The sequence below is a fragment of the Alkaliphilus hydrothermalis genome (assembly GCF_016908555.1).
GTDB lineage: Bacteria > Bacillota > Clostridia > Peptostreptococcales > Natronincolaceae > Alkaliphilus > Alkaliphilus hydrothermalis.
Map to the genome: position 1 here is coordinate 78181 of NZ_JAFBEE010000007.1, position 12200 is coordinate 90380.

Annotated in this window: 10 protein-coding genes and 1 tRNA gene; 2 read left to right on the forward strand and 9 right to left on the reverse strand. The window is 37.7% G+C overall.

Going from position 1 to position 12200, the window contains the following annotated elements:
* Positions 1 to 11 precede the first annotated feature (11 nt).
* From JOC73_RS06860 to JOC73_RS06890, 7 genes are all read right to left on the reverse strand, one after another.
* The gene (locus JOC73_RS06860) at positions 12 to 446 is read right to left on the reverse strand and encodes an MOSC domain-containing protein (RefSeq protein ID WP_204401499.1); all 435 of its coding nucleotides are present in this window, start codon (positions 444 to 446) and stop codon (positions 12 to 14) included.
* 13 nt (positions 447 to 459) lie between these two features.
* Complete coding sequence (locus JOC73_RS06865) at positions 460 to 2379, reverse strand: molybdopterin biosynthesis protein (RefSeq protein WP_204401501.1); 1920 nt, start codon at positions 2377 to 2379, stop codon at positions 460 to 462.
* A gap of 51 nt (positions 2380 to 2430) precedes the next feature.
* A complete protein-coding gene (locus JOC73_RS06870; protein ID WP_204401503.1) occupies positions 2431 to 3657 on the reverse strand; it encodes a molybdopterin molybdotransferase MoeA in 1227 nt (408 codons plus the stop codon).
* Between the two features lie 267 nt (positions 3658 to 3924).
* A complete protein-coding gene (gene pckA / locus JOC73_RS06875; protein ID WP_207755066.1) occupies positions 3925 to 5514 on the reverse strand; it encodes a phosphoenolpyruvate carboxykinase (ATP) in 1590 nt (529 codons plus the stop codon).
* 353 nt (positions 5515 to 5867) lie between these two features.
* Positions 5868 to 7664 carry an ATP-dependent metallopeptidase FtsH/Yme1/Tma family protein gene (locus JOC73_RS06880; protein ID WP_204401505.1) on the reverse strand — a complete coding sequence of 599 codons (1797 nt, stop codon included), beginning with the start codon at positions 7662 to 7664 and terminating at the stop codon, positions 5868 to 5870.
* A gap of 119 nt (positions 7665 to 7783) precedes the next feature.
* A complete protein-coding gene (locus tag JOC73_RS06885) occupies positions 7784 to 7954 on the reverse strand; it encodes a hypothetical protein (protein ID WP_204401507.1) in 171 nt (56 codons plus the stop codon).
* A gap of 266 nt (positions 7955 to 8220) precedes the next feature.
* The gene (locus JOC73_RS06890; RefSeq protein ID WP_204401509.1) at positions 8221 to 9591 is read right to left on the reverse strand and encodes an MATE family efflux transporter; all 1371 of its coding nucleotides are present in this window, start codon (positions 9589 to 9591) and stop codon (positions 8221 to 8223) included.
* 169 nt (positions 9592 to 9760) lie between these two features.
* Between JOC73_RS06890 and JOC73_RS06895 the strand changes: the two genes are divergently transcribed.
* A tRNA-Ala gene (locus JOC73_RS06895) sits at positions 9761 to 9836 on the forward strand.
* A 106-nt stretch (positions 9837 to 9942) separates the two neighbouring features.
* Here the strand turns inward: JOC73_RS06895 and JOC73_RS06900 are convergent.
* Positions 9943 to 10335 (reverse strand): VOC family protein, encoded by a 393-nt coding sequence (locus tag JOC73_RS06900; RefSeq protein ID WP_204401511.1) that lies wholly within the window; start codon positions 10333 to 10335, stop codon positions 9943 to 9945.
* 235 nt (positions 10336 to 10570) lie between these two features.
* Here JOC73_RS06900 and JOC73_RS06905 point away from each other — a divergent pair, with 235 nt between their 5' ends.
* Positions 10571 to 11485, forward strand: a complete 915-nt coding sequence (locus JOC73_RS06905) for an AEC family transporter (RefSeq protein ID WP_243427881.1) — start codon at positions 10571 to 10573, stop codon at positions 11483 to 11485.
* A gap of 220 nt (positions 11486 to 11705) precedes the next feature.
* Here the strand turns inward: JOC73_RS06905 and JOC73_RS06910 are convergent, their stop codons facing one another.
* Complete coding sequence (locus JOC73_RS06910) at positions 11706 to 12152, reverse strand: GNAT family N-acetyltransferase (RefSeq protein WP_204401515.1); 447 nt, start codon at positions 12150 to 12152, stop codon at positions 11706 to 11708.
* Positions 12153 to 12200 lie beyond the last annotated feature (48 nt).

A 12200-nucleotide genomic window follows, 5' to 3' on the forward strand; every position in this document is an offset into this window, starting at 1 on the left:
GGAGCTTTTCATCAGCCTAATATTTTAATTAAATCACCAATCTTAATCCTTCCCCCTTTAATCACCTTCGTAAAGATCCCTTCCTTAGGCATTACACAGTCCCCCACCGTATGATAGATGCCACAGCGACTATGACATTTTTTACCAATTTGAGTCACCTCTTGAAGGGTTTCTCCGATTAGCAATTTCATTCCTACTGGAAGTTCATGCAATATAATCCCCTCTGTTGTGATGTTTTCAGCAAATCTACCTGGGAACAGGTCTTTAATCCCCCTGGCTGCAATCTTATCTATACTTTCTTGAGCTAGGATACTGACTTGCCGATGCCAGTCCCCACCATGTGCATCCCCTTCTAAACCAAAGCTTTCAACAAAGATTCCTTCCTGTATAGGATCCTTTGACATTCCCTTTTCATCACTGATATTGATTGATATTACCTTTGCCACTGTCAATCCCCCTTTATATTAAAACTACTTTTCCTATACTCTCAGTATTATATCCCCCTAGTCTATTTACATGATTAACAAAGGCATCACTCTTCATCACTTCCAATAGCTGAAGTACCCTTGAGTCTTCAAGAAATGCTTGAGGAATCAATAAATCATAGTCCTCCCATGCAATGGGGATAAAATCTAATCCCATTGTGGTAGCCGCTGAATATACCCCCAAGCCACAGTCAGCAGTTCCACCAGAGACTGCCACCGCCACAGCCATATGGGTGGTCATTTCCCTTTCATAGCCCTGTACTGCATCAGGCTCTATTCCTAGATCGTTTAGATAGTAGTCCAACAGGATACGGGTACCGGCTCCCCTTTGGCGATTGACAAAATGAATCTCTTCCCTTGCTAAATCAGCAATTCCTTTGATCTTCTTAGGATTTCCCTTCTTCACCATGAGTCCTTGGCTTCTTCCAACGAACTTGATCAGAGCCATTGATTCACCCTTCGAATATTGTCGAACATAGGAAATATTGTACTCCCCAGTCTTGGTATCCATTAAATGAATCGGAGCTAAATGACATTCCTTTTTCTTCATAGCCATGATTCCCCCAAGACTCCCCACATGGGCAGAGGATAAAAACAACAGACTATTGGTTTCATGAATCTGATTTCCCAACAAATCTATTACCAAATCATGACTTCCTATAGATACAAGGGTTTCTTGAATTTCTTCCATTGGTTTCATCAGTTGAATATCCACCACTGTTCCCCCATCGTAGCCCTCCAATTGTTGAGGGATGATTAGAACTCCATCAGCCCTAACAAGGGACATGGCGACCCCTGCTCCCCGTTCCAGTGGTGTAGCAATCAGCTTGTTTCCCACTTTCCCCATCTTCATGCGGACGTATTCCTCATGCTTTAGGGACGAGACTATTCTTCTTGAAAGGGTTGCCTTAACTGTAGTTGGCGACGTCATCACCTGCTTATTGTATTTGGCAATTAAAGGCTTAATAAAAAATTCCATTGTAAAATACGCCGATACGGGATACCCTGGAATTCCCACCACAGGCTTACCTCGTACAATAGCAAGGATTACTGGTTTTCCTGGTTTGGTTGCGACTCCATGGATGATGACTTCTCCAATTTCTCTTAAAACATCCACTGTAAAGTCCCGCGACCCAGCCGAGGAACCTGCATTTATCACTACCACGTCATTTTCTTCTAGTGCCAGTAAAATCCCCTCTTTTATTTTCTCAAAGTCATCCTTCACTACAGGGTATCGTTTCGGTATCCCGTTGTATTCCTGCAACATGGCGGCAAACATACTGGTATTAGATTCAATGATTTTTCCATTTTCTAATTCATCAGATACATCTACAATCTCTGAGCCAGTGGGGATCAACCCTACCCTTGGCAATGGAAGCACTTTAACTTTTACTATTTTCCCCGCCAACAATGCTCCTATATCCACTGGTCGAATCCTGTGATTAGCCGATATAATTAATTCTCCAGCAACAATATCCTCCCCTATAGGGCGAATATGTTGCCAAGGTCTAGCTGCTTCATGGATTTTTACAGTTTCATCATCTAAAATCACAATATCTTCAATCATGATTACTGCATTAAAGGGTTCTTTAATACAACCACCAGTATTGATATAGACAAAATCATTTTCTTTTTTTAGCTCCACTGGCCGGGTTTCCGTTGCCCCATAGGTCTTCTCTGCAATTACTGCGATTCCATCCATTGCAGCCCCATTGTAATTAGGGGAGGATCTTTCCGCAAATACAGCCCCAACAGAGACTCTCCCCAAAGCTGAGACCACAGGAATTTCTTCAATGCTCTGATAAAAATTGGAGAACTCAATTCGATTGATATAGGTTTCTTGAGCTTCCTTTAGAGGAATATTGGTTAAGTATATGTTTCTTGTTTCCTTCATCCCAATCCCACCTTTTTACAAGTATATTTTTTAGAATAGATGTAGACTTAGTTAAAATAAATAAACCTTCACATTAGAGCCCTTTTCTAACCCTTCTTGGTTTTGTTCTATACAAATATACCCAATGGATTTAGCCATCATGGTCAACATTCCTGATTTTCCATAGACAGGAGACACCAGTGTTTTATTTTTCTCTTGGGTTAGATTTACCATTACATAGTGTTCTTTTCCCATGTTGGATGAAATATTCACCGTCAATTCCCCTAGTATATAGGGTTGAATCTTGTGAATCCCATAAAGGCTATGGATTAAATCCCGTACCAACACTTGATAGATCACCATGGCAGATACAGGTTGTCCCGGCAATCCATACACAGCCACGTTCCCTAGCTTACCCACAATCGTAGGCTTACCCGGTTTGACGGCAATCCCATGGATAAAGACCCCCGGTTCACCAACAAAATTGATTACATCCTTTGTAATATCCTTCGTCCCCATAGAGCTTCCCCCAGAGATTAAAACGATATCGCTATCTTCTATAGATTTCTCCAACATAGCCTTTAAATCATCAAAGTGGTCCTTTACAATGATTGCCCGAACAATCATCGCATGATCCTGTAGGGCTGCTGCTGACAAGCTATAGGTATTCATATCTCTTATTTTTCCCATTTGTAATTCTTCCTCTAATGACACCAATTCATTTCCAGTGGAAATGATGCTGATTCTTGGTTTTTGATAAACCTCAACCGTGGCAAATCCCATCCCTGCCAGTACCCCAATGTCATGACTTCTCAGCTGATGTCCCTTTTGAAATACCACCTGTCCCTCCTGTAGATCATCACCCTTTTGCAATGTATTTTCCAGTGGTGCTACAGGTCTTTGAATACACACTGTTTTTTCTTCCAACAGTTCTGTATATTCCACCATCACCACCCCATCGCTGCCTTTGGGTAACATTCCCCCTGTGGGAATATAGCAGGTATTGCCTGACTTTATTTCTAGATTTACCTCCTGTCCCATTTCAATTTCTCCAACTATATCTAAAAAGCTAGGTAATGATTCGCTGGCTCCATTGGTATCTTTTGATAGGACAGCATAGCCATCCACGGTAGATCTATGGAACTCTGGTACATTTATGGGGGAAATCACATCCACCGCCAGTACCCTATCTATCGCCTCCCAGATGGATACCTCCTCTGCCTTCAAAAATAAGTCTTGAAATATTCCTCGAACCTTCTCCTTGGCCTCCTTCATTGATAAGGTGCTTAGTAACTCCATAGACAACCTCCTTCTGGAAATTTTCAAATTAAAAAGCTAACCCCTTTGGATTAGCTTTATCATCATTCCTATGTAAAGCAAATATCACCACTAATATTTTAAATATATGGTAATACACTTATTTTGATGATTGAATTTTTTGTATACCCCAATTTAAAAAATCCGTATCATTCTCTAGAACATTACGGGTTTACTACAAATTTTCAATACTACTTCTCAATACCCTATATACAACTCCATAATATGAAATCCTACCTTATCAGTATGTTACAATATCTTCAATAACCTCTCTTGGTCCACCTTTTCAGCTTCCTCTGACACCGACTTAAACTGCTTAAAATTTTCATGAAAACTATAGGCCAATGCCGTAGCCTTTTCCTTGTATTCTCGGATATCTCCCCATGTATTGGAGGGATTCAATATATTACTGGGTACCTCTGGACAAACGATTGGAATCTGTAGCTTGAATATGGGGTCCGTAACATAGCTTATCTGATCCAGCCTTCCCTCTATGGCTGCCCTTACCATTGATCTAGTATATTTTAATTTCATACGGCTTCCTTTACCATAGGTGCCTCCAGTCCATCCAGTATTGACTAAAAATACATCTACATTATACTGCTCTATCTTTTCACCTAGAAGCTCTGCATAGACCTGTGGTTTGAGGATCATAAAGGGCCCCCCAAAACAGGTGGAGAAGGTGGCTGTGGGTTCTACGATACCCCTTTCTGTACCTGCCAACTTGCTGGTATAACCCGACATAAAGTGATACATTGCCTGTTCCTTTGTCAGCTTTGAGATGGGAGGCAATACCCCTGTAGCATCGGCAGTAAGAAAGATAATGGTCTTGGGGATTCCTCCCCTTCCCTCTAGGACTGCATTTTCAATATGCTCAACAGGAAAGGCAACGCGGGTATTTTCCGTATAGCAATCATCACTATAATCTGGTCTACCCTCTTCATCTATGACGACATTTTCCAAGATTGCTCCTTCTTTAATGGCATTCCAAATCTGCGGTTCCTGCTTTTGGGATAAATTGATACATTTAGCATAGCAGCCCCCTTCAAAATTAAACACACCATGATCAGTCCAGCCATGCTCATCATCTCCGATTAGCCTTCTATTGTCATCCGCCGACAAAGTTGTTTTCCCTGTTCCAGATAATCCGAAGAATAAAGTCACGTCCCCATCTTCCCCTACATTAGCGGAACAGTGCATTGGTAGTACCTTTTTAAATGGTAGCAGGTAATTCATCACCGTAAAGATGGATTTTTTAATCTCTCCAGAATACTTTGTACCCCCAATTAATACCAGCTTTTTCTCAAAACTTATGATAATGAACACTTCTGAATTTGTTCCATCCACCTCTGGTATTGCCTTGAAGTCTGGTAAAGCAACTACAGTAAATTCAGGAGCGAAATTTTCTAATTTTTCTTTTTGACCTTTGATAAACATCTGTTGGGCAAATAAATTCTGATAGGCAAACTCATTAATCACCCTTATGGGGATTCGATAATTTGCATCTGCTCCTACAAAACCATCAAACACATATAATTCTTTCATTTCCATATATTCCAGAGCTTTACGATAAAGCCCTTCAAAAGCCTCTTTTGAAATCGGCAGGTTTGTTTTATTCCAATTGATATATTTGTGTACTGAATCTTCATCTACTATAAAGCGGTCATTGGGTGATCTGCCCGTATATTTACCGGTGTTAATACAAAGAGCCCCATCAGTGGTAATTTTTCCACCTTCTTTTTTTACTGCAATATCCATTAGTTCTTTGATGGAAAGATTGTAATAAACCTTGCTAAGTTTTTGAACCTCTAAGATACTTGACTCCTTTGTATTGTACAAAATAATTACCCCCCAATAATTTTTTAATATTTTATTTGAGACTTCGTATATACTTGATAAAACTAAAATGCAAATATGAACAAACAATTGATGTCATATGCCTTTGTACTTTATTATTATGTACTAATAAATTGATTGGTGCTATTTTGTGTATCTTAATTCCTTATTTAGTATAGCACATATATATTATTAAGCAACACTTATCTATTGAATAAATTATTTTTTATATATGTGTTATGTTTTATGTAGTACTTAGAGATTATTACGTGTCATAAATGACACAAAACAATAAAAAAAGACCTAGACACATCTTTAATCGATGTCCAAGTCCTTTTCTATAATGAAACGAAACCTTAGTGCATTATACCTGCTTCTTCATTTTTATAGTTTTTGCATAATTCATCAATCTCATCTTCCTTTAATGTTTCTTTAGCCAATAGACCCTCTGCAATGGCCTCAACCAATGGTAGATTTTCTTGAATTATGGCCTTTGTCTCATCATAAAGTCTTTCCATCTCCTTATTAATGACTTCCACTAGGTTTTGATTTACCCCCTGTTGTCCTAATAGGATATCATAGTTAATCATTCCTAGCTTGTTGGACATACCGAAACGCTTAATCATTGATGATAGTATTTCAGTAGCCCTTTGAATGTCATTACTTGCACCAGTGGTGATATTATCCTCACCAAAGGTCACTTCCTCGGCGATTCTACCCGCCAATGCTATTTTAATATTGTTAAGCATGTCCCTTTTTGTGTGATACATCTTATCAGGAGGGATGTTCATACTAAAACCCCCTGCCCCCTTGGTACTTGGGATAATGGTTACCTTTGTCACACGGTTTTTTGGACATAATAGCTTTGTAATCGCAGCATGACCAGCCTCATGGTAGGCAGTGATTTTTCGATCTATTTGAGGAATATTACTTCTATCTTTCTTTTCCTCACCAGCTACAACTGTATAAAAGGCTCTATCCACATGTTTTTCAGTAATGGCTTCAGCATTTTCACGGGCAGCATAAATTGCCGCTTCATTCATCAGGTTTTCCAGCTTTGCACCACTGAAATATACCGTCTGTTGAGCTAAGGCAGCAATATTTAAATCCTCTGCGATTGGTCTATTTTGAGTATACAAGGATAAGATCTCCATTCTTGCCTTTACATCTGGTAAGCCTACCTCTATTTGTCTATCAAAACGTCCTGGTCTTAATAGGGCTTCATCTAAAGTATCAAGACGGTTGGTGGCAGCCAATACAACGATCCCTTCATTTCCTTTAAAACCTGACATTTCCGTCAGAAGGGCATTCAAAGTACGATCAGATTCGTCACTACCACCTAATCCTCCACGATCACGTTTTTTACCAATCGCATCAATCTCGTCAATAAATATGACGCACTTGCCCTTTTCAGCAGCACTCTTAAATAGACTTCTAATCCTAGCAGCACCCACACCTGCATAGATTTGAACGAAGTCCGAACCCGATACCGCCATGAAATCCACCCCTGCTTCGCTGGCTAGGGCTTTAGCCATCAACGTCTTGCCTGTCCCTGGAGGTCCATAAAGGATTACCCCCCTAGGCATTTTGGCTCCATATCGTGAATACTTGTCTGGGTTTTTCAAGAAATCCACCATTTCCATCAAGCTACCTTTAGCTTCTTCATTTCCTGCAACACTTCTAAAATTGATTTGGGATTTTTTCTCGGTGGCATAATCTACAGATGACATTTTGTCGTATTCTTTAGAGGCTTGTCTTGAGTTATTTTTAGACATGAAAATAGCAAAGCCAAAGAAGCCTACCATTACGACGATAAAAGTAATCAGTTGACCAATAGAAAATTGCTCATTGACCTCTACCACCTTCACCCCCTTCATTAGAAGCATTTCCTTCAAAGAATCCGTTCGGGGATTATCAGTAATAAAAGCTGCACCAGAGGTTAGTTTTCCCTTAAGTTCAGCTCCCTCCGATAAATACACTTCCTTTACTTCCCCTGCCTCCATCTTGGCAAGGAAGCTTTGGTAGCTTAATTCCCCTACCTCTTCTCTGTAGTATTCTTTATAAATCCCTAAGGAAACTGCTAATACCATAACAATAAGCAGTGTTCCCACTGCCAACATTCTGTGCTTTTTACTTTTAATTGATTTAAACATTTATTTTACCCTCCTGTTCTAATGAGGTCTAACCCACTATTAAAGTTTACATAATATATTAACATAAATCTGCAAAAAAAGAAAGCCCCTAAGGACTTATCATTTCTATCACTAATTTTCTAAGCTAAGAATTTTAATTTGTTTATAACTAGCTTTTGATATTCTTCTTCCTTTAGTTTTCCTAGGTGTTTTTGTTGGGATAATACCTGAATCATCATCTCCGTCAGGGCTCTTAATTCCCCTTCCATTTCATCGATATTATTTTTGGAAGTGTTCTGAAGATTGTTCATTTCCCTGATTCCCCCTATCTTTTTTTGTAGATTAGACTTTATTTGGCTTTATCAATTGATTGCTCATCACATGATAATTTTTTAGTTATAAATTATCACGTTTATAAATTTTATGCCCAATAAAGTGGGGATATGTCGAAATAATCAATTGAATAATAGCATAATCAACACGATATAATGAAATGGGCTTTTAATAGTTGTTATTCGCTATCAATTGAAAAATCCCTCCTAAATACCTAGAAATATTAACAATTTTTTTAAAAATTCTATATTTTTACATATTTCCATTTTCCAGTCCTAAATCTCATATAAAGTATGCAATATCTGATGACCTGATCGACACAGATGGCTAACCATGCACCAAATAGTCCCATTTTGAAAACTAATACAAATAGAATGCCTAAGGTGACACGAATCCCCCAGATCCCTGCCATGGTGGAAAGTAAAGGCCACTTGGTATCCCCTGCTCCCCTTAGTCCCCCTGCCAAAATTAGTTGGGAGGATTGGAAGGGCTGTATGATGGCGATCATTCTAAGGGCTATGGAGGCATTTTTAATTACCGCTGGATCACTGCTATAGAGTCCGATAATCTGTTCCGAAAAGATAAAGAATAAAACTCCTATTGTGGTGGCTACTACTGAACCTAAGAAACGAACTTCCTTACCATAGGCTTCTGCTAATTCTCTTTTTTCTGCCCCAAGACTTTGACCAATCAAAGCGGAGGCCGCCATAGCAAATGCCATACCCGTAGTAAAGGAAAGGGATAATATACTGATGGCTATTTGATGGGAAGCATAAATGACCGTCCCAAGTCCTGCAATGATTCTAACAAATGTTAGATTTCCCGTACGGAGAACCAACTGTTCTGCTGCTGAAGGTAATCCAATCTTAATCACTTTTTTCATCATTGATTGATCCCATGAAAAGAAGTTTTTAAATCTTAACCTAAGTACTGTTCTTCCAGAAGCCAATATTCCTATTAAGAAGATCATCCCCAACATTCTAGCCAGTAGGGTGGCTACCCCTGCACCTGTCACCCCTAGCTGAGGTGCCCCAAACATACCAAATATTAAAAGATAGTTCATAATGACATTGATAATATTTGCCCCTACGTTAATCATCATTGGGCTTTTAGTATCACCACTCCCCCTAAGGACCGCCGCTACAGCTAGGGAGATATTTTGAAATATGATTCCGATCAATGCAACTTTAAAATAGTTTAGTCCTATATCTATAACGTCTTGATCTGCCCCCATAAATTTATATATCTGGGTAACGTAGATCATGGCTGGTATGATGATTAGAACCGATAATATAGATGTGATGATAATAACATGTCTTGTGGCTTTGTTTGCTTCCCCTACATTACCAGCACCAATTTCCCTAGATACAATGGCTGTACCTCCTACATTTAGGGCTTGAAAAATCGCCATTATTAAAAAAATAGGTTGATTCGTTAAACCTATAGAGGCGATTGCCGCAGCTCCCAGCTTTCCCACCATAATCATATCGATTGCCCCAACAAGAGAGATCAGGATTAGCTCCGTCACCGCAGGCCACGCAATATTGATTACATTTCTCCTTAATACTTTTTTGTCACTTTCCTTTATATCCAATATCGCTGCAGCTGTACCCATCCATTTTGTCCCCCTTATATTTCGCATTACTAAATTCTTTTATATTACTATATTATCAGAAATTAATGATTTTTACAATTATTTAAAAATCCATTAAACATAAAAATTTATCATCCTATTGACTTAAATGACTTTTTCTAGTAGAATTTTACTAGATTAAAAACTTCATGGGGATATAGCTCAGCTGGGAGAGCGCTACACTGGCAGTGTAGAGGTCAGGGGTTCGAGCCCCCTTATCTCCACCAGGAAATGATAGGGATTGCTAAAGGAAAACCTCGGTATTTGTACCGAGGTTTTATTGTTTTAAGATACATCTATTTTCCAACTTATGCTGTAAATTTCTTGTCATATTTACAATTTCTTATTAAAATCATCTATTTCTTTTTTAACCATGTTTTTGTAGTTATCATCATTGGGTTCCCATAGCTCTACGATATTTCCAAGTATATCTTCAATTTGAGCAAACTTTCCATATTCATAGGCCTTTATATCTTGAATAATTTTAACATTCTTGTTTTTTAATGATTGTAAGAACTCCTCAAGATTATTAACTGTAAAATTAAGTACAGTTTCACTTGATTCCTTATTATCAAACGTGATTAGAGTGCACTTATTTGGTGAAAGAAAATTAATACCATATTCAGTAATATCCAAACCTAAAACTTCATGATACCAATTTAGTAATTTTTTCGTATCACCACTAATATTCAGAAACACTCCACCAATACCTGTTATTTTTGACATATAATCTCCCCCATATATGTATATATGAATCAATTCTCTTTTCTACATCAATCTCGCTCCTTAAAAGTCTCAATAATCTTATCCTGCTTTCGCTCCTTTTATTAAGTCTTACTTAGGTATTCCCCATTATTGTAATTTTTCCTTTATTTTGATGTCAAAAGGTTTCCTTAACATAATCTTACTTCCTGCATAAAATAGTTAATACTTAAATCCAAAAGGGGGGCTTCACTTGGAAATGTCAGTGATTATAGAAAGTGTTACTTCATTATTTATTATCATTTTAGTGGGGGTCTATGGAAGCAAGAGAAATATTATTACACCCGAAGTAAACAAAGCATTGATCGCTATACTCATCCAAATTGCTTTGCCCTTCATGATTCTTTCATCATTTACATTTACATATAGTGATACAGTTAAGTCTAATGTCATAAATACATTTTATTATTCTATCATAGGGTACATTCTCATAATAGCTGTTTCTCATTTGATGTTATTGCCTATCAAAAATGATAAAAAAACAATACTACATTTCGCTAATGTCTTTACAAATACAGGGTATGTAGGTTTTCCTATATTAAATTCAATTTATGGCCCAGAGGGAATCATCTATGGTTCTATATTTAATATGTTCTTTGTAATACTTTTATGGACATATGGCCTTATGCTATTTAGAGGTGATTCTGAAAAAAATGACTTCAGAAATGAACTGAAAAAAATCCTTACAAATCCCTCCATTATAGCAGTTTGTATCGGTATTATCATTATGGTATCGAATATTAAACCCCCTAGAGCAATTTTGTCTAGTATTAATAGTATAGGAAGTATTACTGGTCCCTTGTCCATGATCATAATCGGAGTTATACTCTCAAACACTAAAATTCAAAAGTATTTGAAGGACTGGACATTGTATTATGGCGTCATTACTAAGCTGATTATCATACCTGGTATCCTTTACTTCTTATCATTATTAGTAGGGACATCCAAAGCTATCAATACAGTAATTATTATGAGTGCTATGCCAGCTGCTGCCATGACTGCAATTCTAGCAGAAAATTTTGATACAGAAAAAGAATATGCAGCCGTTATTGTATCTGTAACCACACTGCTGTCTTTAATTACAGTTACTTTACTATTGAGGATCATCCTTTAGTTTTCAAAGTAAAACAAAGGACTGTGCCTCTTCCTCGAACCTACAAAAGGGCCAGTTACTCTTATAGTATCACTAATATTAAAAAATAATTATTAATTAGAATTAAGCTTAAGATAATCCCCTTAGGTAAAATTCCCTCAAACCGTAGCTTGAGGGAACATAAGTACACTTTAATATTTACTTAAAACTTTCAACACCTTTAAATCAAGTTGCATGAGTCTCATTTATTATTAATGCTAACTCTTCTGAAGACCATCTCGTCGTCATCATATTCACCTCGGAACTCAAATCCGAATTTACCAAGTAGATTGTGCATCTTTTTATTCTCTGGATGAACACTTGCTGCTAATTTATTATAACCCTTTTCACTGGCCTCATTGATAATTAATTGGAGAGTTTCACTAGCAAAGCCATTATTCCTATAATCTAAACCAATCATGAGTCTATCGATATGAAACATATCATGCTCATCTTCATCCTCTCCATGCAAGGTATAACCAACCATTGTCTGGTCATTGTATATGGCTCTTGAGATTGCTTTTGGATAAAACTGCGCCTGTGCTATAGAAAAAAGATTTGAAGCAATAAATTTCCTTGCATTTTCCTCTTCCTTTAAACCAATACATTCTATCCAGTTTTCTTCCGTTATCTCCTCTAAGCGAATCATAAAATCCTCCTTCTCTTCCTTAGGCAATCTAAACAAAGCCCCAATTTA

Excerpts from the sequence above, each read along its gene's own strand:
- JOC73_RS06905 (WP_243427881.1), top strand. The coding sequence starts at position 10,571 with ATGTCAGTGATTATAGAAAGTGTTACTTCATTATTTATTATCATTTTA.
- JOC73_RS06890 (WP_204401509.1), bottom strand. The coding sequence starts at position 9,591 with ATGGGTACAGCTGCAGCGATATTGGATATAAAGGAAAGTGACAAAAAA.
- JOC73_RS06885 (WP_204401507.1), bottom strand. The coding sequence starts at position 7,954 with ATGAACAATCTTCAGAACACTTCCAAAAATAATATCGATGAAATGGAA.
- JOC73_RS06900 (WP_204401511.1), bottom strand. The coding sequence starts at position 10,335 with ATGTCAAAAATAACAGGTATTGGTGGAGTGTTTCTGAATATTAGTGGT.
- JOC73_RS06880 (WP_204401505.1), bottom strand. The coding sequence starts at position 7,664 with ATGTTTAAATCAATTAAAAGTAAAAAGCACAGAATGTTGGCAGTGGGA.
- JOC73_RS06870 (WP_204401503.1), bottom strand. The coding sequence starts at position 3,657 with ATGGAGTTACTAAGCACCTTATCAATGAAGGAGGCCAAGGAGAAGGTT.
- JOC73_RS06910 (WP_204401515.1), bottom strand. The coding sequence starts at position 12,152 with ATGATTCGCTTAGAGGAGATAACGGAAGAAAACTGGATAGAATGTATT.
- JOC73_RS06865 (WP_204401501.1), bottom strand. The coding sequence starts at position 2,379 with ATGAAGGAAACAAGAAACATATACTTAACCAATATTCCTCTAAAGGAA.